We start from the raw sequence: 25,527 nt of genomic DNA, 5'->3' as shown, positions 1-25,527 counted from the left end.
TAAGACAGCCTAAAAATAAAAAAGGTGGCTGCTCGTATACACGAGCAGCACACCACAACGGGAGGACTATGAGAAAAATAAATTACAAAGAGTAACGAAGACCTAAACCAATCGTGCGGCTATAGATCGACGCAGTATCATTCAATACATCAGGTTCTTCATAATATTGACGGAAGACTTCATCCGTTAGATTGGTTGCATCAAAGGTTAAGACCAAATTATCACTAACGTTGTAGCTAATTTGGAAATCTAAACTTTGCTCAGGCTGACGATATACTGCACGTGGATGTGCGAAGCGTCCTGAGCCATAACGATGCAAGAAATCATCGCGCCATACATACGACAATCGTGTACTGAAACTCTCTTTTTCGTAAATCAATACACCGCTGTAGGATGTATCGGAAACACCAAATATTCCGCGACTGGTATAACTCGTTAATTCACCAGTTGTGTTGAACACTGGAATATCCTGATTTGAATCCAAGAAAGTTCCGCTTGCTTGAATGCCAAAACCATCTAACCAACTTGGCACGTTGTCGAGAAAATACACTGCACCCAACTCAACACCTTTTAATGTACCGTTAGATGTATTGCCAGGCTGAGCCAGAATGTAATCTTCCATTACACCCGTGGTGGGATTTGGGAATTGTGCTTGACGCAGTGAATCAAAAACAAAACCTTGAATATCACGATAGAAATAAGTGGCGTATACAGAGCTACCTTCACCAAAATAGTACTCTAACGATAAATCGTAGTTTGTTGACTCTACTGGCTTAAGGTCTTTGTTACCGCCGCTTGCATTGCCATAACCCACATTAGTGGTGTCGGGACGCAAGCTAATAAAGCTATTCAGCTGACCAAACTCAGGACGACGCAAAGTTTCTGTGTAAGCGAAGCGCATTAACAAATCGTCGCTCCAGTGATAACGCAATACCAAGTTGGGTAAAAATTTATCGCTGCTGTTGTTACCGGTACTGGTTAGATATTGCTGCGCTGCTGCATCCCAAGTATAGAATTCCATATCAGCACTTACGTCGGTATAGCGAACGCCGATTTCACCATCCAACTGCTTGCCAAACAATTCAGTGTCAAAATTACTTTGCGCGTATAAAGCCCATGAAGTTTGATCAATGTCGAAGGTTTGGTTAAGAGTCATTCTTCTCACGTCATCCGGAGTATTGAAAAAACCAAATGTATCGCGGTATTCATCGCGGCTCTGCCAAAGCGAGTGACCATTCATTGCAACCCAAGAGCGAGGAAGATCACTCTTGCCATCGAAGAAATTACTATTTACATGCAACATGCTTGGATCAAGTGATGCCAAAGCAATCGGATTAGTTTTGTTGGAATCGCGACTGAAACTTTCCGCAGTTCGCTTGTCATAACGCACACCGGTTTTTGCGGTAGTGAAAATGCCCCAATCAAGATTGAAATCCAAATCAGCTGTATAAGTAATTGCATCACCGCTGTCTTTACCGCCATTATCAAACATGGTGCTAGTGGTCCAGCGGCTTGGATCGGTCAGATCAATGGGTGTGCCGAATTCGCGGTCATACACAGTCCACGCCATGATGCCGTCTTCATGATTAAAATCAGCAAACACATAAGGGAAGCGAGTGTTTGCCTGCATAGCAACAAACTCTCTTTCGTAATCACTGGTTTGATAAACCAATTCTGAATTCAGAGTTGTATCTGGGCTAAGCTCCCATTTACCGCCGAGTGCATACATATAACTATCAGTTTCGGCTGTACCATAATCGCCACTGGTAAATGCGCCGGAATCCCCCCAGGCACGCGACTTAATTACGTTTGTGCCTTCCCATAATTCGGGTTGAACTTGTGTTTGTACACGCGAAGAGTCGGCATAGGAAAACAACAGATGGTTATAACTTTCGTTGCGGAAACCGTTATAAAAGGCCTCGAACACATATTCTGAAGCATCATTGGGAGCCCACTGCAAAGATACGTTGACCGCAGGGCGCTCACGCTTACCAGTAGCATCTGATTGGTTTATCGCATCGCGGCTTAAGTAGTACTCAACATTAGTACCTGTTGATGGATCAAACATCGTTGAACCTGGTGTTCTATCCATACCATGCTCAAGACCTGTAGGCCATGGATTGATTCGACGCATATTGTCCGCGCGAAATGGAATAAAACCACCGGGTGCACTGGTTTCATCGCGATATTGGGTACGCGCATAAGACAAGTTCAGCAAAGCACCGAAGTCACCAATTGAAGACTCCCAGCGATTACTTGCCAATGCACTAATTACCGGATCAGTTTTTTCAGATAGATCCTGATAAACACCGCGCGCATTGACTACCACTTTTGAACCATCGAAATTAAATGGGCGTTGCGTACGCACATTTAACTGGCCAGCAATACCACTTTCAAGTTGTGCAGCAGATCGCGTCTTATAAACTTCAACACTTTCCAAAAGCGCTGCCGGAATATCTGCGACGGCAAGTTGGCGGCCAGCAGCAGTAAACATTTCGCGACCATTGACGGTTGTAGTTACGTCAGTAAGACCGCGAATAGTTACAGTCCTTACCTCACCTGAGGCACGGTCGGTCACCTGTACACCGGTTACTCGCTGAAGCGCTTCAACCAAATTGTTATCAGGGAATTTACCAATATCTTCTGCAACAATTGCATCAACTACTTGTACCGAATCACGCTTGATATCGATGGCCTTTTTTAAGCTACTGCGAATACCCGTAACAATAATGTTCTCTACTTCTTCTACTGAGTTCTCCTGTGCTGCCGCGTAAAAGGATTGGCTACCAATTGCCATAACAATGGCACTGGCTAAGGTGGTTTTTTTAAACATCTCGTGTGATCTCCAACATTTTTATTATTCAAATCAATCAGACTTAAGAAATGATTGATTAGCCCTAAAAGTCTGCAAAAAATTGCAGGCTATCGATGCTGTATGCTTTAACGGCATACAACGTCCATTTTTAGCTGAATATCAGCCAATTTTTTTCAGGCACGAACTGAATGAAGATCAACGAAAAATATGGATAGGCTCAGAGAGAAAATGACAAGAATGCTTCTGCCCTATCGAGACACGGGAGACAAAGCGCTGCTTGTTTTGCTCCGATAACACAAGTTCAAAATAAGGAACTGCGAATATCTTGCAAACAAACACGCTCTCAACCCAATAGCCATACCAATCCCCTGAAGCTTTAGTAACTTCATAGCTCTTTATACGCATCGCTATTGGGGCAATACCCCAGAGTCGCCTACATCTTTTTTCTGGTTCGTGCCGATAGGTACTTCGTCACCCTTATATGGAGATGGCTTACCGTTAACCATCGAGGTGATCGTTTATTGCAATTGACTTTCCCGGTGCTAAAAAAGCAAAAAACCAAGGAAATCATTGGCTTATTTGAACTATTAATTCATCTTTTAATATAGTAAGACAATTTATTCTGTGTATAAAAAATCCCACTGTGGTGCTTTTACGTGGGAACTGTTTCATTTTTTACCTCAAAGACCCTCGCACTGCCAGCGCCCCAAAGAACAATCATAGAATTAGGCAATTCTTCAATAGAATTAGGCAAAAAACTCAGTGCCGTTGAAAGTTTGAGCCTGACTCGTTTTGATAAAGATATAAATAGGCATATCTCTAATAGGACTAGGCAATCTGTCGTTTTGCCATGAGTGCTAGCATTTTTTTAAGTAAAAAACGCTAGAGGTAAATCATGAAAACGTTTGGATATGCAGCTCACTCTTCAAATACCCGCTTAACTCCCTACCAGTTTGAACGCAGGGAATTACGCCCAAACGATGTATCGATTGAGATTCTTTACAGTGGGATATGCCATTCAGATCTGCACACAGTAAATGGCGATTGGGGTCCGCAACCTTACCCATTGGTGCCAGGTCATGAAATTGTCGGTCGTGTTATCGCAATTGGCTCAGCAGTGAAGAAATACAAAATTGGTGACAAAGTCGCCGTTGGCTGCATGGTCGATAGCTGCCAAGAATGCGATCAATGCCACAACCACGAAGAGCAATTTTGCCGCAAGGGAATGACCCCTACTTATGCGGCGCCGGATCGCATCACAGGAGAGATAACCCAAGGTGGATACGCCAAACATATTGTGGTGCGTGAAGAGTTTGTTCTCAGCGTGCCCGATGCTCTGGATATATCCCGCGCGGCACCGATTCTCTGCGCTGGAATCACCACCTACTCACCTCTGCGCAGTTGGAATGTGGGTAAAGGCAGTCGCGTAGGCGTAATTGGTCTGGGTGGACTTGGTCATATGGCCATCAAACTCGCCGTTGCTATGGGCGCTGAAGTTACTGCGATTTCACGCTCGAAAGACAAAGAAGAACAAGCCAAAGCGATAGGAGCTAAAGGCATTTTGGCCTCAGCCGACGCAGAGGAAATGTCTAAATTCAATTCCTCTTTTGATCTGATTATCGATACGGTTCCCGTTAAACACAATGTGGATATTTATACCCCGCTGTTAGATATCAACGGAACCATTGTCATTGTTGGGCAAGTGGGCCTAATGGACAACTTCATGAGTGCGCCATTAATTTTCGGACGTCGTCGCGTAGCTGGTTCGTTGATTGGCGGGATTAAAGAGACACAAGAATTACTTGAATTTTGTGCCGAACATAACATTCACCCCGAATGCAAAATCATTCACCCAGATCAAGTAAACGAAGCGTTTACGCACCTTGAAAAAGGTGACATTGCCTATCGGTTTGTGATGGATATGTCGCTAGTTTCCGGCGAGCCTGCGTAAAAAACTCGACCTTAAATTGCAATCAAGATTACCAATCAAATTCAAGGTAAAGAATTCAATGAGTAACCCTATTCGTATTGGGTTTATCGGCTTAAACCCCGACAGTCACTGGGCGGCAATTGCCCATATTCCAGCGTTAAAAAGCTTAGGCGATCTATTTGAAATTGTCGGTGTCGCTAACTCAACACCAGAAAGTGCTCAAAAGACGGCTCAAACCTTGGGTTTAAAGCATGCTTTTGAAACACCACAAGCGCTTGTGCAATCAGACGAGATTGATCTGGTTGTGGTAACCGTAAAAGTTCCTTATCACTTTGAACTGATTAGCGCTGCAATAAATGCAGGAAAACATGTGCATTCTGAGTGGCCTTTGGGTAATGGCCTCGACGAAGCGAGAAAATTGACTGCCCTTGCGCAAGAAAAAGGAATTGTGGCCAGTTGCGGCACACAAATGCGTGCGGCCCCTGAAGTTGCTTATCTTAAAAGTTTGATCGCTGAGGGATACATTGGCGATGTGCTTTCAACGTCACTGATTGGCTCTGGCGGAAACTGGGGTGCCGAGTGTATTCAAGAGCACGCCTATCTGTACGATAACGCCAACGGCGCAACCATGCTGGAAATTCCGTTTGCACACACTCTGGCAGGCATTAAAGAAGTACTGGGTGATTTTGGTGATCTGTACGGAAAACTGATTCGTCGTCGCAATACAGTCAAGGTGAGCGAAACAGGTAACGAGATTCCGCGAACGGATTTCGATCAAATTATGGTGCATGGCGCAATGAAATCTGGCGCGGCCTTCTCAGCGCATTATCGCGGCGGCATGTTTAAAGGAACCAACTTGCTTTGGGAAATAAACGGCACCCAAGGCGACCTGCAAATTAATGGCAATATTGGTCACGGTCAGTTTGCTCAATTGGAAATCAAAGGAGCCAAAGCCACTGATAACGCATTAACAGTGTTAGAAGTTCCCGCCGAATATAAAACGGGGCGCCAGAAGGGGCGATTGCGAGCAATGTTGCCGGGATATATTCCGCAGTCGCAAAAGATATATTAGAAGGCACCCGCAACGCACCAAGCTTTCAGGACGCGCTTAGACTGCATGAAATTCTCAACCAGATCGAACTAACGTCGAGATAACATCAATATCAAAGCAACATAGGAGCATGCAATGCTCCACTCAATCGACTCAGCGCATTTTCGAATTTAGCCAATTATTTTCGGAAAGCCATTCTATGATTGGCTCTTGCCATTTATTGCGGGGGATCAAAAAAAATCCGTGATCGCCTTTTTCAAAAAATTGGGCTGCGGCAGGGACGCCAGCTTGCTTTAACGCTTCAAGAAATAAAATAGCGTTTTTTACATCGACCAACTTGTCGTCTACTGCGTGCAACAGCAAAGTTGGCGGTGTATTTTGATTGACGTGCAATTCATTAGAAAAGTAATCGATACGCGCTTTGGTTGGCTTATCACCCAATAACGCCAAACGCGAATCACCATGAGTAACGGGCAAATCCATAGTGATTACCGGATAGACCAAAACAAGAAAATCCGGACGTAAATTAATTTTATCTGGATTTCCAATCTCAGGTTTATCCCAGTGAGTTGCCAAGGTAGATGCAAGATGCCCACCCGCCGAAAATCCTATAGCTCCAATACGTGTTGTATCCAGATTCCATTGCGCAGCATGCTGGCGGGCAAACAACATTGCTTGCTGTGCATCCTGTAATGGACCAATAGATTTATCTTTCATCCAAGTATCATTAGGCAGGCGATATTTAACAACAAAAGCGGCAACTCCGTGATCTACAAAATAATTGGCCTGCTGAACACCTTCATAATCGTAAGATAAGCCTCTATAGCCACCACCAGGAAAAATCACAACACTGGCTCCAGTTGCCTTCACTTTTGCAGGTAAGTACACCTGAATAGATGGCTGGGAAACATCCCTTATCCAACCAGTTTCTGCACCAGCTTCCGTATTCGTCGCAGGTTTTGAATTTGGAATAGCGGCATTGCCATACAATGGAAAATTCTGCACAGCAGGAGGAAATAAATAGGATGGATCTGATGCAGTTTTTTCTACATCTTGATCAATTGTAGCCTCAGAATTTTTTCCTTCAGCATTAACACAAAATGAAAAAACCACTCCGAAAAAAATGATGCAAATATTTTTTATGTACTTTTTCATATTAATCTCTAATGGGAGTTAATGAGATATCAGCGAACATCAATTTCAGTCTTACGACCAGTACGTCGATCATATTGGCCTCCTGTTTTTTAGCACGGGTACTTACAGCGATGTGCTTTTCCCACGTCGGGTTTTACCTAGCTTTACTCAATCGCAGGCAATAGCGCTTAACATTGAAGAACATATTTTTATATTATAAATGGTCGCAATTGTCACTCGATACCAAGCGCCAACATAAAGATGTGTCTGGTTCTAGCTAATTTCTGGTCAGCGGGTTTGTGCTTGCGCGCACTGAATAATAAAACTACAAAATTGAGCAACCCACTATGAAATCTTTGTTTTTTAAACACATCGCGTCTACCCCCAAAGCACTGAGCACTACTGTAATCTGGCTCGGCCTACTACTTGGCGGTTGCAATATGACTGGCTCTGCGCAGCAGGCAAACATCCAAATTTTTCCCATCGCCAGCGATGGATTCGCTGGCAGCTCAGTGAATGTACTGGCTGGAGTGAAGCAGACGTTGTTTACCAGCAGCAATTATCAGTATGCGGCCTATTACAATGGCAATGCACATTTGGTGCTAGCCAAACGTTCGCTAAGTCAACATGAATGGCAAATTCACACTACGGAATTTACCGGTAATGTGAACGATGCTCACAACCATATCAGTTTGGTGGTCGATGGCGATGGCTATCTGCATATCGCTTGGGATCATCACAATTCACAACTCAAGTATGCACAAGCTGTCGCACCGGGCAGCTTGCAACTAAAGCAAATGCCGATGCTGGCTAAATCTGGTAACGAAGGAGATGCAAAGGAAGCGAGTGTCACCTATCCACAGTTTTATCGTTTGAATGATGGCGCACTCTTGTTTGCGTATAGAGATGGTGGTTCTGGTCAGGGTAATCTGGTGTTGAATCGCTATGATTTAGCCACCAAACGCTGGCAGCGATTGCACAACTCGTTAATCGATGGCGAAGGCAAACGCAGTGCTTATTGGGATATGACCTTAGATAAGAACAATGTATTGCACTTGGCCTGGATTTGGCGCGACACACCTGACGTGGCCAGCAATCACGATATTGCTTACGCCCGCTCGCTGGATAATGGTCAAACCTGGCAAGATTTGAGCGGTCAGGGCTATCAAATTCCCATTAACGCGACTAACGCCAAATTGGCCAAACGCATCCCCACTCGCCATAAATTAATGAATCCACCGGTTGTAGCGGCAGATGACCAAAGCAATCCATTCATCGCCAGCTATTGGGCAAACTCCCCCAGTGATATTCCCAGGTATCACGTCATTTACTCCACAAATAGAGCAACCTGGAGCGAAGTTAACGCACCCGAGCCTGCGGGCAATTTCGAGCTTGGTGGAATGGGTACCAAAAATCCGCCCATTTCGCGCGCAGTGTTATTGGTTCAGCAACAGCCAAACTCTACAGCGCTGCATTTGATTTATCGGGATGATTTTAATAAGGGTCAGGTGATTGCCCAATCGCTCTCTGACATCACCAAGCCACAATGGAATACACAAGTACTGGTACACAAAAACATGGGCGCATGGGAGCCGAGTTTGGATATAGCCATGTGGCACCAACAGCAACAGGCTAGCTTGCTGTTGCAGCAAGTTGGCCAGAATGACGGCAACGATGCCCAAAGTTTGCAATTGGCCCCCAAGCCAATTGAGTTACTGACGTGGAAACCCTAGATTTTAATTTGCTTTAAGCGGAGCTCAACTCATGAAAAATAATCACAAACTGGCCACCGTATTTGGCAGCCTGCTCTGTTTCACATTCAGCTGTTTTTGCATCCTGAGCGCACAGGCAGCACAACCTAAAAAGAAAGAAGTGATAGCGATAATGACCAAAGTCGCCGATTGGCAAATTGCTCATTTGCGCGATGATATTGGTCGCGAACACGAATGGGACAATCGCCTCAATGCCTGGACCTACGGCGCATTGTATGTTGGGATGGAGAAGTGGGCTGCCATGGCTCCCAGCGACAAGTACTACCAATTCCTACTGAACATTGCCGAGGAAAATAACTGGGATTTAGGTATAGATAAATATCACGCCGACGAACAGGCAGTCGGCCAGCTGTACCTTGAGCTATATCGCAAATATCAAAAACCGGAAATGCTCACCAAAACTCTGGAGCGCACCCGCTGGATTAAAGAGCATCCCAGCCAACAACCCATGCGTCTAAACAACTATGAATTTACCGAGCGCTGGACGTGGTGCGACGCCCTGTTCATGGCGCCGCCAATCTGGGCCAAGCTGGCCAATATCACTGGTGATACAAACTATCGCAATTGGATGTTTGCTGAATATGTAGCCACAGCCAATCACCTTTACGACCCGGAAGAACATCTATTTTACCGCGATGAACACTTTATCGACGCGCGCGACCAAGGCCGTAAAATTTTCTGGTCAAGAGGCAATGGCTGGGTATTTGGCGGTCTGGCATTGATCCTGATGGAACTACCCGAGGGGCCACAAAAGGCCTACTTCACCAAATTATTTCAGGATATGGCGCAAAGCCTGATCAAACTGCAAAGCCCCCAGGGTCACTGGCCAATGAGCTTAAAAGCGGGCGATTTGTACCCCACACCGGAAACCAGCGGCACCGCCTTTTTCACTTATGGCTTGGCTTGGGGCGTAAATAATGGCCTGCTCGAACGCAAAACCTACGGCAAAGCTATTGAGCGCGGATGGGCCAGCTTGGTCAGCCATGTCACTCCTGAGGGATTACTCGGCTACGTACAACCAGTCGGTGCAGCACCTGGTCAAGCTTGGCCAGACAAGAGCGAAGTATATGGCGTAGGCGCCTTTCTCGCAGCGGGCAGTGAAGTATATAAGTTGAGTCGCTAGTCAAAAGCGCAGGTATGACCAATTCGTCTCAATTACAACTTGTGAATTGATTGTAAATTGTCGATCTCTGGTGCCAAGGATAACGCCAAAAGCTGAGTCATATGATTAAGCGCGGATTACGGAACACCGTATTGGCACACTGAGCATCAATTGTACGGAGTTTGGGCATGCCCTACACATGGATTGAGATTGATAGAGAGATGTTGCGGAGATGGCGGCGTAAATCATACTTATGTACTTCCTGAATATTCAAAAGGTCAGTCAAAGACCACACCGAGAGTTCTGCAAAAATTATCTACACAAATAGCGCGCTCTTATAATTATTTGAATGCTCACGGCAAGCCAATTTTTCCCTCAACCGCTTATTCTCAATTGCTGCAAAATGGAGGATACCTCACTGACGCAGGCCACTTACGCTGGGTTGACCTCCAACGAGAAATGCAAGCTTTCTGGCATAGCTTGTTTGAAATTTTCCCGTTAGATGATCAGGATAGGACAAAGTTTTTTCAGTTTGTACCGACCTTAGTACACACAAATAAACGCGTTCATTATTTCAAGCATTTCCTTTTGATTTGCTTCTTATTCAGTGACATTCAGAATGTATCGTACGCCTCGCCAAAATCGATGATTGAAAACAAAAGAGTGTTAAGAGAACAGATATCAAATAGTGCAGTAGTAGAAGCAAGTATTCTCAAACTTATAAATCAAGGGGAATCACTGCGTGAAATATCTAAATCAGTCGACAGAAGTATTGGATATTTGATCCAACTTGCGAGAAGAAATTCAATCCAAACAGAACGACGATCAAAGTTTATTACTCCGGATATTGAGCGCTCAATCTGGAGACAAGCCTTCATGGGAAAACATAGATCAGAAATTGCGGAAAATCACAACTGTTCGGTAGGAGCAGTCGAGCACATCATTCAAAGTCACTACTTACTATCGAAATGGCGCGCTCACATTCGCCATGTAAATCAGCTTCGCAAATGCCGAACGGCAATGTTAGCTAGCATGCAGAAGCATCCAAATGCCCCTCGCAACGAAATCCAAAAGTTATGCCGCTCAGAATACACATGGCTCTACAAATTTGACCACAATTGGTTATATGAGAACTTACCGCCCAAGTTGCCCAAGAAATATCAACGACATTTTGACTGGGTAAAGAAAGATGATGAACTAGCCAAAAAAATCACCGCCGAAATCGATAAAGGCACGTCATTGTCAGCAATTGATCGACAACTTGGAGCTCACGGTTGGCTTACGAGATATAAAGACAGGTTCCCAAAATCCGTTAAAGTAGCCCTAGACATCATTAATACTCATCGTCTTAGCTAACCTTCTTCAGGAGCCAAGAGCATATATAAGTGGCGGATTCCTCAGGGCATGGAGTTCAATCATTCTGCTTTCTTAAAAAATCTCCCCATTTTGAATCCAACACCTATTTCAGAACAGCGTAGTACATATATATGTACGCTGAAAAGCTGGAAAAACAAGTGAAAATAAACTTTGAATGCAAGTTTTCAACTTGAATTGTTTTCATTTCCCAACATTTTCCCTATGGTTTGATCCGATGTTTTCAACTTGAATTGTACAGAGGACAGCCATAAGCTATTGATTTACAAATAGGTGAAGTTCTCAACTTAAATTATCATCATCATCGATTTTTGACCTAAAAGTGTAAAAGGAGCTGTTTAAGCTCCTTTTTCGTTGAGCAAATGGCAGGATATTCCTGTATATTACGCCGCTATTTTCAAACCCGGCTAAATTTAACCCTGCAAACATAAAGAGAGTCCTATGGCTGCTGACTTATCCCTTTACAGAAATATCGGTATCTTCGCCCACGTGGACGCCGGTAAAACTACTACCACTGAGCGTATCCTCAAGCTGACCGGTAAAATCCATAAAATCGGTGAAGTTCACGAAGGTGAATCGACTACCGACTTCATGGTGCAAGAAGCTGAGCGTGGTATCACCATTCAATCGGCAGCTGTTACCTGTTTCTGGAAGGGTCACCGCTTCAACGTAATCGATACCCCCGGACACGTTGACTTCACCGTAGAAGTGTATCGCTCCCTGAAAGTATTGGACGGCGGTATCGGCGTATTCTGTGGTTCTGGCGGTGTTGAGCCTCAGTCAGAAACCAACTGGCGTTACGCGAACGACTCAGAAGTATCTCGTCTGATCTTCGTAAACAAGTTGGACCGTATCGGTGCTGACTTCTTGCGCGTAACCGAGCAAGTGAAAAACGTTCTGGGCGCAAATCCATTGATCATGACCCTGCCTATCGGTCGTGAAGACACCTTCTGTGGTGTAGTCGACGTACTGAATCGCCAAGCTTACGTATGGGACGACTCAGGCAAACCAGAAAACTTCGAAGTAGTCGACATTCCTGCAGACATGGTAGATGACGTTGAGCTGTACCGCAGCCAATTGGTTGAGACTGCAGTAGAACAAGATGACGACCTGATGATGGCTTACATGGAAGGTGAAGAGCCTTCTATCGAAGACCTGAAGCGCTGTATCCGCAAAGGTACTCGCGACCTGGCATTCTTCCCAACCTTCTGTGGCTCTGCCTTTAAAAACAAAGGTATGCAACTCCTGTTGGACGCTGTAGTTGATTACTTACCATCTCCAACCGAAGTAGAACCACAACCTTTGACCGACGAAGAAGGTAATCCAAACGGCCAATTCGCTGTTGTTAGTGCCGATGAGCCATTCCGCGCTCTGGCGTTCAAGATCATGGACGACCGTTTCGGCGCCCTGACCTTTATCCGCATCTATTCAGGCGTTCTGAACAAGGGTGACACCCTGCTCAACTCTTTCACCGGCAAAACCGAGCGTATCGGCCGCATGGTGGAAATGAACGCTAACGACCGTACCGATCTGACCACAGCGCAAGCTGGTGACATTATCGCGCTGGTAGGCCTGAAAAACGTTCAAACCGGTCATACCCTGTGTGATCCAAAACACGAATGTACTCTTGAGCCAATGATCTTCCCTGAGCCAGTAATCTCTATTGCTGTAACTCCGAAAGACAAGAGCATGATCGAGAAGATGGCTATCGCTATCGGCAAGCTGGTGTCTGAAGACCCGACTTTCCGTGTAGAAACCGATCAAGACTCAGGCGAAACCATTCTGAAAGGTATGGGTGAATTGCACCTGGATATTAAAGTGGACATCATGAAGCGCACCTACGGTGTTGAGCTGAATGTTGGTCAACCACAAGTAGCCTACCGCGAAACCATTACCCGCGAGATCGAAGACAGCTACACCCACAAGAAGCAATCTGGTGGTTCTGGTCAATACGGTAAGATCGACTACCGCATCCGTCCGGGCGAGCCAAACTCTGGCTTCAAGTTCACCACTACTGTTGTTGGTGGTAGCGTTCCAAAAGAATTCTACCCAGCAATTGAGAAAGGCTTTGAAGGCATGATGGGCACCGGCCCATTGGCTGGTTTCCCAGTGCTGGACGTAGAAGTAGAATTGTTTGACGGTGGATTCCACGCCGTTGACTCCTCTGCAATCGCGTTTGAAATCGCTGCAAAAGGCGCCTTCCGTCAATCTATGCCAAAAGCAGGTCCACAACTGCTTGAGCCAATCATGAAAGTGGACGTATTCACTCCGGAAGATCACGTAGGTGATGTTATCGGTGACCTGAACCGTCGTCGCGGCATGATTAGCGGCCAAGAAGCTGGTGTAACTGGCGTTCGCATCAAGGCAGAAGTTCCGCTGTCAGAAATGTTTGGTTACATTTCTACCCTGCGCACCATGACTTCTGGCCGCGGCCAATTCTCCATGGAATTCGCTCACTACTCTCCATGCCCATCCAACGTGGCTGAAGCAGTAATCGCGAAAGAAAAAGAGAAAAAAGCAGCTGCCGCTAAATAATTAGCAGCAGTACTTGCAAAAAAAGCCCCAGCGATGCAAATCGCTGGGGCTTTTTTATGCGTTAATTTTTCAACCGACAATCAACGTAATGTTATGTAATAAACCAGAGGGACGGCTGACATCTACAGCGATTTACGCGATCCTTCCTGCAAAAAAATGAATCACCATTTTGTGCGATTCGACTATAAAAAATAGTTTTCGGCTCGATTTTTTGGTCCCTACCCATTACACCCGACTCACGTAATCCAAAAAGGATTGCAGCCGAGTTTTTATAACAATGATGGGAGACAAGAATGAACATAGCAGTTCCAATTCTGCTCGGCAGCCTTGCCCTTACAGTAAGCTCAATCAGCTTTGCCAGCTCCCCAAAAAACCAATGCACACCGCATTTAGGCAATGCTTTTTTAAAACATTGTCAGGAATGGACCACCGGAATTGAGGGGCAACGTAAAGCCGACCTTGGTAATGACAAATACCTGAATCCAATCATGGCCGGCGACCATCCCGACCCCAGCGTACTCAAGGATGGCGATGACTATTACATGACCTTTTCATCCTTTGAGGCCTACCCCGCCCTAACCATCTGGCACTCGCGGGATCTGGTGAACTGGCAACCCATCGGTCCCGCACTGACAAAATATGTAGGTAGTATCTGGGCACCAGAACTGACCAAACACAACAACCGCTACTATCTGTACATTCCCGCAAAACTGCCCGGCAACAACAATATCTATGTGATTTGGGCAGACAACATTCGTGGCCCTTGGTCGGAACCTATCGCACTCAATAATGACCGCATCGACCCCGGCCATATTGTCGGCGAAGACGGAAAGCGCTACCTGTTTTTATCTCACGGCGATCGAGTGCAGTTGAGCGATGACGGATTGAAAATTGTAGGCGAGATGAAGCATGTTTACGACGGCTGGCAATATCCCGAGGAGTGGGACGTAGAAAGTTACGCTCAAGAAGGCCCCAAAATGTTGAGACACGGGGATTACTTCTACATGACACTCGCCCTCGGCGGCACTGCCGGCCCACCAACTGGGCACATGGTGGTATCGGCACGCTCCAAATCGATCCACGGCCCTTGGGAAAACTCGCCCTATAACCCGATCATCCGCACTGAGTCGCCCGCAGAAAAGTGGTGGTCAAAAGGTCACGCTACCTTAGTGGAAGGCCCGAGCAGCAACGATAAAAAGCCCGACTGGCATATGATGTATCACGCCTACGAAAACGGCTTTCACACCCTTGGCCGCCAAGCCATGATGGAACCCATCGAGTGGACAAAAGACGGCTGGTTTAAAGCCAAAGGCGTTGATGCAGGCAAACCCATCGCAAAACCCAAAGGCGGCGAAGCCGTACCCCACGGTATGGCGCTGTCGGATGATTTTTCCACCAACAAATTCGGCCTCCAGTGGAGCTTTTTCCGTGGTGATGTAAGCGAAAACCAGCGCGTTAACTACAAAGATGGCACATTAGAGTTAACCGCCAAAGGAACATCACCCAGCGACACCTCACCACTCACATTTTTAGCGGGCGAACAGGCCTATCAATTTGAAGTGGATATGGAAATTGATCCGGATGCACAAGGCGGCGCCCTGCTGTTCTACAACGATAAACTCTACGCAGGCGTAGGCATCAATCAAAAAGGCATGGTGTTACATCGCTATGGCATGGATCAGCGCACCTCCCCCAAACCAGCCGGCATGACCAACAAGTTGCGCATCCGTGTTACCAACAATCGCCATATTCTGACGATTCACACCAGCACTGATGCAGGCAAAACCTGGGTGAAATATGGCGTACAAATGGATGTGTCCGGCTATCACCACAATGTCGCCTACGGCTTTATGAGTCTGCGCCCGGCGATTTATGCAGCAGGTAAAGGCAAAGTGAAATTTAGCAATTTGACCTATCGCGCCCTACCTTAAACAACCGACATCACTAAAACGCAAATAATAAAATGCAAAAAAGGGATGCCAGAAAACTGGCATCCCTTTTTTGTTTAGACTCAGGGTAATTTAGAAAGAATACTGCGCCCCCAAGTAGAACTGACGACCCGACTTGAGTGTGGTATCAACCAAGTCGTAGTCACCCACCATTGTGGTCTCCGCCTCATCGGTCAGGTTTAATGCATCGAAGGTGAACTTCAAATTGTCATTGAATTGATAGGCAAAAGAAGCATCCACAACACCTACTTCATCAGTATTATCAGTACCTACGATGGCACCCGACGCATCTTTCACGACAGTATTGGCTGATGTTTGATAATCGCTACGATAGGTATAAGACACGCGCCCAGAGAAGCCTGATTCGTTTTCATACCACAGTGTTGCGTTGTAACTTTCATCAGATTGACCATTCAAGCGCGTCCAGCGTGGCACACTTGCAGTACCCGTATTTACCTCGGAATCGATACCAGTTACGTTAGCTTTGATACCAAAATTGCGCATCCAATCCGGGCCAAAGTTAAACGGTTGTTGGTATTGAAGCTCCCAACCATCCAACTCGCCGCCCTCGCCGTTACCCGTAGTGCGATAGTTGAACATATCCGCTGGAGTTGCAGGGCCGGTAGCCAACAAGCTGTCAGGCAAGCCGAGCGAAGACCAGGGAACATCTATACGAATAGTATTTGGAAAGGACTCAATATCTTTCTTAAAGACCGCAAAAGACAACAGCGACTCTTCCGCAAAATACCATTCTGCCGACAAGTCAAACGCCTGCGCACGGAACGGATCAAGATTCGGGTTGCCCGCCGTGTATACGCGGTTAAATACATCCACACTACCGCCGGGGGTGAGATTACCCAGACTCGGACGAGTCATCACTTCCGCCCATGATGCACGTAGGATAACCGAGTCAATCGGCTCCAACGCCAAGTTGATTGCAGGCAAGGTATCACTGTACTCACGATTAACGGTCACCTCAGTACCGCTCACTAAACCACTTGAAGTTTGCTCGGTATCCACCTCGCGCACACCAATATCCCCACGGAATGGCAGACCAAACAACTCAGTATTGAAATCAACTTGTACGTAGTAGCCAGTATCCTTTTCCTCTACTGAACGATTTTCGCCCGCTATGTTGTTCAACGGGAAACAGGTGGTACTTGTAAAGAACTCCGTTTTCTCTGCAACCGCATCCATATTTGGAAGAAAGAAACGATTGGCACCATTGGATGGCGTGTAGAGCGAACCAAGATCACTAGTTACCGCCATATCGGCCAGAGTCAAACCACAACCCGCTGGCACACTAACAGTAGTACCCTGTGGAACCGTTTGGTTAAGGATGGCGCGGTCACGTTGAAACTTGTTATTTTCAAAACCAAATTCTTTGACTGAGGCGCCTGCTTTGAGGGTGAAAATATCCGTAACATCCCACGCAAAATCCACCTGACCTACATCGTAAGTGTTATTGGTGTAGCCGGGGCGATCGCGCAACTCGGAAATCTGCCAGCTATTTGGATCTTCCAAATCAAAACCATAAGAAAGCTCTGGATTATGCGCACTGCCACGGTAGTCATATTCAAAGTCAACGTTAAAACGCTCAAAGATGGCAGTGGACTCTTGCTTCAAATCCATTTTGGACTCTGACGTTCCCACCAATGCTTTCATTCGGAAGCTATCACTAAAGTCGTGTTCAAATGCCAGCGAGTACTGATCGAAGGTAGTGTCCGCATCGACAAATGCATTTTCCGAACGCACATCAACACCACTCAATTGCGCATACTGAAGCGAGTTGGTCGCGGCATCATAAGCAGAATCAACGACAGTTGTTTCGATGCGCCCACTTGCCCCGGTACGCGCCATTGAAATCGGCGTTAGGGTTAAGTCTGTCTGAGTGTAACCAAGGTCAGCGTGCATGACATCAAATGTCAACGAGGTGCTATCAGCAATTTGCCATTGCAAGCTACCGGTAATCCCTAAACGCTCAAGGCCAATTTCACGATCCAACTGACGCGGAAAACGCGGAATATTGGCGCCATTCACCTCGGCAGGCAAAGCACCGGCATTCGCCCAATTGTTAGTTGCATTTGAACCAAGCACTTCCCAACGGCCAGAGTTATGCCCCTCCTGCGCCACAGTGCGCTCTGAATAAGCAACTGAGAATGCCGCACCCAACGTACCTTCATCATTCACAAAATTCGCCAATGCAGTCATACGCGGATCACTGGAGCCAGAGCGATCGTTATAGCCTTGCGAATAGCCCACAGCGTAGGTATTGCCATCAGAGTCCAATGGGCGAGCAGTAAACAAATCGACTGTAGCGCCTAAAGACCCCTCTTCCATCTCGGCAGACTGGGTCTTCTTCACATCGATACGACTAAACAATTCAGATGCAAAAATATTGAAGTCAAAAGCACGCGCTTTATTGCCATAACCTGCGGCGATAGTTTCCATGCCATTGATACGCACACGACTGAAATCAGCACTCAAGCCGCGCACACTAATTTGCTTACCTTCACCACCTACGCGATCAATATTCACCCCCGGAATACGCTGCATTGCATCCGCAAGGTTGTTATCGGGAAAGTCGCCAATGTCCTCTGCAACGATGCTATCAACCGCACCAGTGCTATTGCGCTTCAAATTCAACGCATTTTTCAAACTATCACGGAAGCTACCAGTAACAATAACTTCTTCAACAGTTCCATCTGTATCTTGTGCGAACGAAACAGGCGCAAAAGAGGTAACTGTCATTGCTAATACGAGTGGCTTAAGAGCGAAGTGCCTCATAGTGATTCCCCTTACTTTATTGTTTTGAACTCAAGGTCTTTATTGGTAGTTGTTTTAGCGACGCCCCCATAGATACGGGTAACAGACGCCATCATTTATTAATATTTTTATCACCTCACAAGACAAAAGATAACCATCCTTAGAATTGGCGTAAATTTATTATTCTTCGCCCAATCAGAATTTTCAAATCAAGTTTGACTTTCTTAAAAAACATATTTTTAAACGTGTAAATATCACACAAATAAATAAATGATTACGTTTACATGCGCCGGTAACACCAAAAATATTTCGATTACATCGATTTTTTGTAAGACAAAATAAGAATTTTCATCAGCACGACAGTGAAATTTAAAAAAACCAATTTTTCTTAAAAATTATGATAACTATCACCAAATAGATAGACACACAGCGAACTAAATACAAGCAAGTAGAATGGAGGGGATATTTTGACCCTGCAAAGAATACTGGGTCACAGCTCGATTAACCTGGCGATGCGTTATGCGCACCTGTCGCCAGATCAGCTATTGGATGCGGTGAAATTCAGGCCAGCGATTGAAGACTGAAAAAATGTTTTCGACACTTTTTCGACACTGCCAGCCCTAGAATGCAAAAACCCCTGAAAATCTCTAGGATAATCAGGGGTTTAGCTACTTCAATATGGCGCACTCGGGAGGATTCGAACCTCCGACCGCTCGGTTCGTAGCCGAGTACTCTATCCAGCTGAGCTACGAGTGCGTTGTTGATGGCGCGCATTCTATTGATCGATACTCAGTGAGTCAAGCATTTATTTGATTTTCTTTCTCAAAACTTTCAAATTAATGCTTTAAAAATCAATGATCTACAAAATTCGATCAACCTGTACAAATAGCAAACTAACGACTACTTATGCGGGCAACTGTACAGCTAGTGTTTTTAAAAATGGCGGTGAGAGAGGGAGTCGAACCCTCGATACCTTGCGGTATACACACTTTCCAGGCGTGCTCCTTCGGCCACTCGGACATCTCACCGTTTTTTCGCACAAACACAACATGCGGCTTCGCAAACAGGCCTTTTCCAGTACCCCCTGCGAAGGCGCGCTAATTTACACAAGCAAGCCAGTAAACGCAATCTTATTCCTGCGGCCATGCACTAAAAAAATCCGCAGGTTTGGATTCACGCGGCGCATGAGGTGGAATTGTTGGCGTGCCTAAATAGATGTAACCAATAAGCTCTTCACCCTCTCCTAATCCCAGTGCAGATTTCACGATGGGATCGTACGCCATATCGCCTGTGCGCCAGACAGCACCAACGCCAGTTGCAAAGGCAGCATTAAGGAGATTTTGGGTCGCTGCACCTGCAGCAATAATCTGTTCGATATGCGGAACCTTTGGATTAGGTACGCACTTGGCGATAGCAACAACAATCATGGGAGCTCGCTGCGGCATCGTGTGGCAACGTTCAATTTCAGCTTGGGTGAGCGCAGGATTTTTGGCGGTCGCCGCTTTAACGAAAACGAGCCCCAATTCGGCAAGCCCCTCACCCTCAATCACCAAAAATCGCCAAGGTTGCATGTTTCCATGATCGGCAGCGCGCAATGCAGCCTTAAATAACACCTCCAATTGCTCAGGCGTTGGCGCAGGTGCTGTCAACCGGGGGGTTGATACTCGCTGATGTAATGCGGTGATTGCATCCATAAATTCAAATTCCTCTCTATTAAACTTAGTTATTTAAATAGACGATGAGATAGGTATTGGGCGATCAGTGCAGAAGTTGCCCTCATGTCGAACATTGGCCTAATCTGTACCATACTCTCAGGCAACCACCACAAACCAATCGTCAGATGTATTTAGTCGCCGGCGATTATAAAGTCGATTTCGACAATAATGTGTTTACCATGCAGCTTAGGGCGTAATCATCACAATCGATAACAATATGCAAATTCCTCCGTTAGCACTCGCCATTGCGATAGAAATCTACATTGTGTTGCTCATCGCAACGATTGCGCTGATTTTCTACGCCCGCAAACAAAAAAGTCTGATTCGCCGACAACAAGAAAAACTGCGCACGCTAATCGACACCATTCAAACCGCACCCGCGACATCATCCTTTCAACCCGCGCCGGATATTGCCCTTGATTTGTCAGCAGACATTGCTGCCGAACCAGCTAACAATGAAGAACTGGAGATGTACAAAAAACGGGTTGAGAATCTGGAGAAATTTAAGAAGCTCTTTTTTGACCTTGAAAGCCGCTGGAATCAAGCACAAACCAATGCTCAGGCTTACTACAACGAGCTTTACGCGATGGCCGGCAACATGGAGGAGCGCGACCGCTTCGAAATGCTACTAGGGCAATATGGAAGCTGCTACGACGATATAGCCCAACATTTGCAATCGACCAAAGCAGCACTGACGGGGCAACCGGTAGAAAACAAAACAATTAACATTATCCGGCAAGATCCGCGTGCAGCAGAGGAAATTATGAAGCTGCGCAATGTGGCTGCGGATCAGTATCGTGTCATCAGCAATTTGCAACGAAAACTGGAGGAAGCCTTATCTGCTGAGCAGAAAGATCTGGTCATCAAGGAGCTTGAGCAACAGTTGCAACGCCAGATGCGCTTTGTACAAGAGTCAGACACCTGCGTACAACTGCTTGAAGATGAGCTGAATAAAGCACATGAACAACTAGCCAAACAAGAAGAGGCTATTGCACACGAACACGATCTTGAAGAAGAGAACCAACTGATCAAAGAAACCCTGCAAAACTTCACCCATGAAAGCAAAGAACTAGTGGGGAATCTGGAAAATCTGGAGCGCGAAAATGACCGGCTAAAACAAAACCTTGAACAAGGCAGCGCCGAACCCGCAAATACGACAAGCTCGCACCCACTTCAAACAGAACTGAACGAGTTGCGCAAACAATATACGGAACTGGAAGAAAAATATCTGGAACTCAAGCTTAAATAATATCCAACCAACAAAGCCTATGGCGGGATGATCAACGAGTAGACTTTTGCTCGAAAAACCCGTTTAATTCACGGGCTTGGGCAAGCAATCTGGATCTTAATAGGGACGACAAACTGACTGATAACAACAAGGTTTTAGTCCAATGAACGGCAAGACAGACACTCAACCGCTGCAGACCGAATCCCCGATTCAACAATATTATTTTCGCGCACTCATTTGCTTTGCCGCATCAGGCACCTTGGCATCGTTTATTAATTGGGATCATCCCAGCCTTACACACATGGCTGTGATTGTATTTTTATTAATCTACGCCTACGCGACTTATCATTTTACACGCAAGCAAATTCCCGAGCAGATGGTTCGCATCAATCGCTGGCTGTCCCGCGTAGATGCCGCACTGATTGGTGTAGTTCTGAGCCTGACCGACTTTAGTATTCTGCCCTGCGTCATGTTCCTGACCATGATCCAATTTAACGCGCTCATCAGCGGCGGCATTCGCAAACTAATGGAGGACAACACCGCCTTTGCTATTGGTGTCATCCTGAGCTTGGTGATTCATAAACCCCAACTGGTTTTATCAAGCAGTATCGAAATCAGTGCCGCAAGTTTGATTGGTGTCGCCACTTATTTTTTGGTCTACGCCATCTATATGCATCAACGTTTCCACAAATTGATGATCAGCCAAAAACAACTCGAAAATGAACAGAAATGGCACAAAATCCGCGCCTACAAATTATCTCGCTACCTGCCACCTACAGTTTGGCAAGCCATTAATCGCGGTGACGACAAACACCTACAAGCCGAGCGTAAACGCATCAGCGTATTTTTTTCAGACATCAAAGACTTCAGTCAGCTCTCAGAAGAAATCGAGGCAGAAGCGCTGACCGAACTGCTCAACCACTACCTCACCGAGATGTCCAAAATCGTCGCTCACTTTGGCGGCACTATCGATAAATTTATGGGTGACGGCATTATGGTGTTGTTTGGCGATAGCGCCAGCAAAGGCGTTAAAGACGATGCGACCCGCTGCGTCGCTATGGCGATTGCCATGAAAAAACGCATCAAAGCCATGCAAGTAGAATGGTTTAACCAGGGCATCAAAAAGCCGCTGCAAGTGCGCATGGGCATCAACACTGGCTATTGCACCGTGGGCACCTTTGGTACCTCCAACCACCTTGATTACACTGTTCTCGGCACTCAGGTGAACCTCGCCAGCCGACTTGAGTCAGCCGCTGAACCGGATGAAATTTTAATCTCGCACGAAACCTGGTCACTCGTGAAAGACACCATCATGTGCCGCGACAAAGGTGAGATTCAGGTGAAAGGTTTTTCACTGCCGGTGAAGGTTTATCAAGTAGCTGATCTACGCAAAGAGATGGGCAAAAATCAGAGCTATTTTGAAGATCGCGCCGAAGGCTTTTCTATGTATCTGGACATGGAAAAAGTGCGCAATTACGACAAACAAAAAGTTATCGAAGCGCTCGAAAAGGCGGCAAGCCGCCTGAAAGACAAGGTAATTGTTTAATTGCCAGTAGCCTTGCGCTACTGGCGAATCAACCGTAACAGCTCCGGCTGCATATCCTGAGAGCTTGAACGGAAAGGATTAATATCCAACCCACCCCGCCGCGTGTAGCGCGCATAGACCGACAGTGATTGCGGCGCGCACACACGCGAAATATCACTAAACATCCGCTCAACACAGTGCTCGTGAAAATCCTGATGCTCACGGAATGAGATGATGTAGCGCAATAAACTCTCGCGCTGGATTTTTTTACCTTGATAGCGAATCACAACACTTGCCCAATCCGGTTGCCCAGTTACCGGGCAATTAGTTTTTAGCAAATGGCTCACCAAGCACTCTTCAACTTCTGAATCTTCCGTAGTTAGCAATTCAGGCGCGGGATGATAGGTGTCTATCTCTACATCCAACTCATCCAATAACTCGCCCTGCACTTCTGCAATATCCGTTAAATGCGCAATGGCGCTCGCTGACGAGCTTAACAACCGGATACTCACTCGCACATCTGCATGAGTGACATGCGAAAGATCGCGCGCAATCACAAATTCAACTTCATCAACACCCGCTAAACGCGTTTGATTAAATGAATTTAAGTAGAGCTTGAAAGACTTGGATTCGACGATGAATTCGCTGGTGCAGGGAATAAAAAACTCCGCCACCGCTACAACAGGCTTACCCTTGAGATCCAGCCAAGAGAGTTCATAACCAGTCCAAATATCAACCCCATAAAAAGGCAGCTCACTACCTAAGCCTAGGGAGCGACGCGACTCAGCACGCGAAATCGGAAACAACAACTGCGGCGAGTAAACCGACACATATTCAGTTTGCTGCCCTAGTGGATTATGACTCATAGCAACTCCTCTTAAATCAGGCGCGCAAACGCTTGCCGGTTTTTAACAAATGCATGGCAACTGCAAACAAAATCACCACAAATACAGCCAGACCAATCAATGCAGCACCTATATGTACATCACTCACGCCCAACATGCCGTAGCGGAACCCATTCACCATATGCAAAATTGGATTTAATACCGACACCTGCTGCCAAAACTCCGGCAACAAATGGATCGAATAAAACACACCGCCAAAATAGGTTAAGGGAGTTAACACAAAGGTCGGAATAATCGACACATCATCAAAAGTATTGGCATAAATGGCATTAATAAAACCCGCAAGAGAAAACAACACAGAGGTCATAAATACAATAAATAAAGTCGTGCCCCAGTGATGAATCGATAAGTCAGTAAAAAATAATGACATTGCAGTCACAATCAAACCAACTGCCATACCGCGCGCAACACCACCCATGACATACCCCAGCAGGATAATGTAGTTAGGCGTGGGCGATACCAACAGTTCTTCAATACTACGCTGAAACTTTGCACTAAAGAATGAAGAGGAAACATTGGCATAAGCATTAGTGATAACTGCCATCATAATCAAACCCGGCGCTACAAATTCGATATAACTGAAACCCGCCATCTCACCGATACGACTGCCAATTAATTTGCCAAAAATCACAAAGTACAAAATCATGGTGATGGCGGGCGGTAACAAGGTTTGAATCCATATGCGAGTAAAACGCTTTATCTCTTTGCGTAAGATGGTTAAAAACGCAACCCACTGTTCTTGCAAACTCATGCTTGCACCTCATTTTTTTTCGCATTCGCCAAGTCTTTATTTGCATTTACCATAGACACAAATAATTCCTCTAGCCGATTCGCTTTATTGCGCATACTGACGATATCAAATCCCTGCTCGGTTAATTGAGTAAAAACCGCATTCAAGGATTGCCCCTTATCTACCTCAACTTCAAATGAGTGCTCGTCAATTTGCGCTACACGATGACCACTCAATACCGGCAATGCTTGCAAGTTGCCCGATACATCAAAAATAAACACTTCCTTATTAAGCTGCTGCAATAGGCTTTTGATGCTGGTGTTTTTTACAATGGTTCCTTGATCAATAATCGCCACATTGCGGCACAGGCTTTCAGCCTCTTCCAGATAATGGGTTGTCAAAATGATGGTTGTGCCTGCAGCATTAATTTCACGCAGAAAATCCCACATAGAACGGCGCAGTTCTATATCGACACCTGCAGTAGGCTCATCAAGAATTAGCAATTGCGGCTCGTGCACCAAAGCGCGCGCAATCATCAAGCGCCGCTTCATCCCACCCGATAGCATACGTGCGGGCGTATGGCGCTTATCCCACAAACTCAACTGCTTTAAGTATTTCTCAGTTTGAGCTAACGCTTGTTTGCGCGGCAAACCATAGTAGCCAGCTTGTTGCAGCACTATGTCTTCCACTTTTTCAAACATGCTGAAATTAAATTCTTGCGGCACCACACCGAGATATTTTTTGGCAGTGGAAAAGTCGGTATCAATATTTTTACCGAATACTTCAACCGTGCCTGCCGTCTTGCGCACCAAAGAACTGATAATGCCAATTGTCGTAGACTTACCCGCACCATTAGGACCAAGCACAGCAAAAAAATCGCCGGGCATTACATCCAGTGAAATACCTTTTAGGGCTTCAAATTTTTCGTTGTAAACTTTACGCAGATTTCTTAATGAGAGAGCCGGAGTCATAATCCCTCGCAGAAGAGAATGAAGG

General features: G+C 45.9%; 16 protein-coding genes and 2 tRNA genes. 9 read left to right on the top strand and 9 right to left on the bottom strand.

Annotated elements, in window-relative coordinates; genetic code table 11:
- Positions 1–82 precede the first annotated feature (82 nt).
- Entirely contained in the window at positions 83–2,833 is a 2,751-nt protein-coding gene (locus SPL68_RS16620) for a TonB-dependent receptor (RefSeq protein ID WP_323816292.1), read from the bottom strand.
- 877 nt (positions 2,834–3,710) lie between these two features.
- Between SPL68_RS16620 and SPL68_RS16615 the strand changes: the two genes are divergently transcribed.
- Both SPL68_RS16615 and SPL68_RS16610 read left to right on the top strand, forming a co-directional pair.
- Positions 3,711–4,766, top strand: coding sequence for an NAD(P)-dependent alcohol dehydrogenase (locus tag SPL68_RS16615; protein WP_323816291.1), 1,056 nt, complete (start codon positions 3,711–3,713; stop codon positions 4,764–4,766).
- Positions 4,767–4,824: 58 nt separating this feature from the next.
- A complete protein-coding gene (locus SPL68_RS16610) occupies positions 4,825–5,817 on the top strand; it encodes a Gfo/Idh/MocA family protein (RefSeq protein WP_323816290.1) in 993 nt (330 codons plus the stop codon).
- A 132-nt stretch (positions 5,818–5,949) separates the two neighbouring features.
- Here the strand turns inward: SPL68_RS16610 and SPL68_RS16605 are convergent, their stop codons facing one another.
- Positions 5,950–6,951, bottom strand: coding sequence for an alpha/beta hydrolase (locus tag SPL68_RS16605; protein WP_323816289.1), 1,002 nt, complete (start codon positions 6,949–6,951; stop codon positions 5,950–5,952).
- A 326-nt stretch (positions 6,952–7,277) separates the two neighbouring features.
- Here SPL68_RS16605 and SPL68_RS16600 point away from each other — a divergent pair, with 326 nt between their 5' ends.
- From SPL68_RS16600 to SPL68_RS16580, 5 genes are all read left to right on the top strand, one after another.
- On the top strand, positions 7,278–8,663 hold the full coding sequence (locus SPL68_RS16600) for a BNR repeat-containing protein (protein ID WP_323816288.1): 1,386 nt from the start codon (positions 7,278–7,280) through the stop codon (positions 8,661–8,663).
- A gap of 31 nt (positions 8,664–8,694) precedes the next feature.
- A complete protein-coding gene (locus SPL68_RS16595) occupies positions 8,695–9,825 on the top strand; it encodes a glycoside hydrolase family 88/105 protein (protein ID WP_323816287.1) in 1,131 nt (376 codons plus the stop codon).
- Positions 9,826–10,014: 189 nt separating this feature from the next.
- Positions 10,015–11,160 carry a TnsD family Tn7-like transposition protein gene (locus SPL68_RS16590; protein WP_323816286.1) on the top strand — a complete coding sequence of 382 codons (1,146 nt, stop codon included), beginning with the start codon at positions 10,015–10,017 and terminating at the stop codon, positions 11,158–11,160.
- A gap of 459 nt (positions 11,161–11,619) precedes the next feature.
- Positions 11,620–13,713 (top strand): elongation factor G, encoded by a 2,094-nt coding sequence (gene fusA, locus SPL68_RS16585; protein ID WP_323816285.1) that lies wholly within the window; start codon positions 11,620–11,622, stop codon positions 13,711–13,713.
- Positions 13,714–14,006: 293 nt separating this feature from the next.
- Complete coding sequence (locus tag SPL68_RS16580) at positions 14,007–15,644, top strand: family 43 glycosylhydrolase (RefSeq protein ID WP_323816284.1); 1,638 nt, start codon at positions 14,007–14,009, stop codon at positions 15,642–15,644.
- Between the two features lie 90 nt (positions 15,645–15,734).
- On the opposite strand, the gene SPL68_RS16575 is transcribed toward SPL68_RS16580, so the two are convergent.
- The 4 genes from SPL68_RS16575 to SPL68_RS16555 all read right to left on the bottom strand — a co-directional run bounded on the left by SPL68_RS16575 (position 15,735) and on the right by SPL68_RS16555 (position 20,122).
- Positions 15,735–18,413 (bottom strand): TonB-dependent receptor, encoded by a 2,679-nt coding sequence (locus SPL68_RS16575; protein ID WP_323816283.1) that lies wholly within the window; start codon positions 18,411–18,413, stop codon positions 15,735–15,737.
- A gap of 694 nt (positions 18,414–19,107) precedes the next feature.
- Positions 19,108–19,184, bottom strand: a tRNA-Arg gene (locus SPL68_RS16565).
- Between the two features lie 184 nt (positions 19,185–19,368).
- Positions 19,369–19,456, bottom strand: a tRNA-Ser gene (locus SPL68_RS16560).
- Between the two features lie 102 nt (positions 19,457–19,558).
- On the bottom strand, positions 19,559–20,122 hold the full coding sequence (locus SPL68_RS16555) for a nitroreductase family protein (RefSeq protein WP_323816282.1): 564 nt from the start codon (positions 20,120–20,122) through the stop codon (positions 19,559–19,561).
- Between the two features lie 238 nt (positions 20,123–20,360).
- Here SPL68_RS16555 and SPL68_RS16550 point away from each other — a divergent pair, with 238 nt between their 5' ends.
- A complete protein-coding gene (locus SPL68_RS16550; protein WP_323816281.1) occupies positions 20,361–21,392 on the top strand; it encodes a hypothetical protein in 1,032 nt (343 codons plus the stop codon).
- Positions 21,393–21,534: 142 nt separating this feature from the next.
- The gene (locus SPL68_RS16545; RefSeq protein ID WP_323816280.1) at positions 21,535–22,917 is read left to right on the top strand and encodes an adenylate/guanylate cyclase domain-containing protein; all 1,383 of its coding nucleotides are present in this window, start codon (positions 21,535–21,537) and stop codon (positions 22,915–22,917) included.
- A gap of 17 nt (positions 22,918–22,934) precedes the next feature.
- Here SPL68_RS16545 and queF read toward each other — a convergent pair whose 3' ends face one another.
- Genes queF through SPL68_RS16530 form a run of 3 tightly spaced genes read right to left on the bottom strand, consistent with a single transcriptional unit; the run spans position 22,935 to position 25,502 of the window.
- Positions 22,935–23,762: an NADPH-dependent 7-cyano-7-deazaguanine reductase QueF gene (queF, locus tag SPL68_RS16540; RefSeq protein ID WP_323816279.1), complete on the bottom strand. Its 828-nt coding sequence runs from the start codon at positions 23,760–23,762 to the stop codon at positions 22,935–22,937.
- A 16-nt stretch (positions 23,763–23,778) separates the two neighbouring features.
- Positions 23,779–24,552 (bottom strand): ABC transporter permease, encoded by a 774-nt coding sequence (locus SPL68_RS16535; RefSeq protein WP_323816278.1) that lies wholly within the window; start codon positions 24,550–24,552, stop codon positions 23,779–23,781.
- Positions 24,549–25,502, bottom strand: coding sequence for an ABC transporter ATP-binding protein (locus SPL68_RS16530; RefSeq protein ID WP_323816277.1), 954 nt, complete (start codon positions 25,500–25,502; stop codon positions 24,549–24,551). Before SPL68_RS16530 ends, SPL68_RS16535 begins: the two co-directional genes overlap by 4 nt.
- Positions 25,503–25,527: the final 25 nt, after the last annotated feature.

This window comes from Cellvibrio chitinivorans (assembly GCF_035117775.1).
Taxonomy (GTDB): domain Bacteria; phylum Pseudomonadota; class Gammaproteobacteria; order Pseudomonadales; family Cellvibrionaceae; genus Cellvibrio; species Cellvibrio chitinivorans.
This window is presented reverse-complemented; position numbering and strand designations above follow the sequence as displayed.

Excerpts from the sequence above, each read along its gene's own strand:
- queF (WP_323816279.1), bottom strand. The coding sequence starts at position 23,762 with ATGAGTCATAATCCACTAGGGCAGCAAACTGAATATGTGTCGGTTTAC.
- SPL68_RS16530 (WP_323816277.1), bottom strand. The coding sequence starts at position 25,502 with ATGACTCCGGCTCTCTCATTAAGAAATCTGCGTAAAGTTTACAACGAA.
- SPL68_RS16575 (WP_323816283.1), bottom strand. The coding sequence starts at position 18,413 with ATGACAGTTACCTCTTTTGCGCCTGTTTCGTTCGCACAAGATACAGAT.
- SPL68_RS16615 (WP_323816291.1), top strand. The coding sequence starts at position 3,711 with ATGAAAACGTTTGGATATGCAGCTCACTCTTCAAATACCCGCTTAACT.
- SPL68_RS16610 (WP_323816290.1), top strand. The coding sequence starts at position 4,825 with ATGAGTAACCCTATTCGTATTGGGTTTATCGGCTTAAACCCCGACAGT.
- SPL68_RS16535 (WP_323816278.1), bottom strand. The coding sequence starts at position 24,552 with ATGAGTTTGCAAGAACAGTGGGTTGCGTTTTTAACCATCTTACGCAAA.
- SPL68_RS16580 (WP_323816284.1), top strand. The coding sequence starts at position 14,007 with ATGAACATAGCAGTTCCAATTCTGCTCGGCAGCCTTGCCCTTACAGTA.
- SPL68_RS16550 (WP_323816281.1), top strand. The coding sequence starts at position 20,361 with ATGCAAATTCCTCCGTTAGCACTCGCCATTGCGATAGAAATCTACATT.
- SPL68_RS16545 (WP_323816280.1), top strand. The coding sequence starts at position 21,535 with ATGAACGGCAAGACAGACACTCAACCGCTGCAGACCGAATCCCCGATT.
- SPL68_RS16555 (WP_323816282.1), bottom strand. The coding sequence starts at position 20,122 with ATGGATGCAATCACCGCATTACATCAGCGAGTATCAACCCCCCGGTTG.
- fusA (WP_323816285.1), top strand. The coding sequence starts at position 11,620 with ATGGCTGCTGACTTATCCCTTTACAGAAATATCGGTATCTTCGCCCAC.
- SPL68_RS16605 (WP_323816289.1), bottom strand. The coding sequence starts at position 6,951 with ATGAAAAAGTACATAAAAAATATTTGCATCATTTTTTTCGGAGTGGTT.
- SPL68_RS16595 (WP_323816287.1), top strand. The coding sequence starts at position 8,695 with ATGAAAAATAATCACAAACTGGCCACCGTATTTGGCAGCCTGCTCTGT.
- SPL68_RS16600 (WP_323816288.1), top strand. The coding sequence starts at position 7,278 with ATGAAATCTTTGTTTTTTAAACACATCGCGTCTACCCCCAAAGCACTG.
- SPL68_RS16620 (WP_323816292.1), bottom strand. The coding sequence starts at position 2,833 with ATGTTTAAAAAAACCACCTTAGCCAGTGCCATTGTTATGGCAATTGGT.